Source organism: Pseudomonas sp. AL10 (genome assembly GCF_029960685.1).
GTDB classification, from domain to species: Bacteria; Pseudomonadota; Gammaproteobacteria; order Pseudomonadales; family Pseudomonadaceae; genus Aquipseudomonas; species Aquipseudomonas lactis.
Window position 1 is genome coordinate 1 of record NZ_JASBQZ010000107.1, and the last position, 266, is coordinate 266.

General features: G+C 57.9%; 1 protein-coding gene. It reads left to right on the top strand.

Annotated features, from left to right (window positions below; translation table 11 throughout):
• The coding region (locus QK296_RS29015; RefSeq protein WP_348775214.1) for an immunoglobulin-like domain-containing protein at nt 1-266 on the top strand (266 nt) is incomplete at both ends.

Genomic DNA, 266 nt, shown 5'->3' on the forward strand with positions numbered 1-266 from the left:
AATCTGGTCCCTGGCACTACCGCGGTGAACACCACCGTTACGGACACACCGGGTACCGATAACACCACCACCGTTACGCTGACAGCGCCAAGTGCCGTTAACGAAGGCGGCCAGATCACCTACACCGCGACCTTGAGCAACAAGGCCGGTACTGACGTCACCTTGAAGCTGGATAACGGCTCGTCGATCACTATCAAAGCTGGCGAGACCGTCGGTACTGTGACCGTGCCTGCGCCTACCGATGACGTGTTCATCGATAAGAGCAC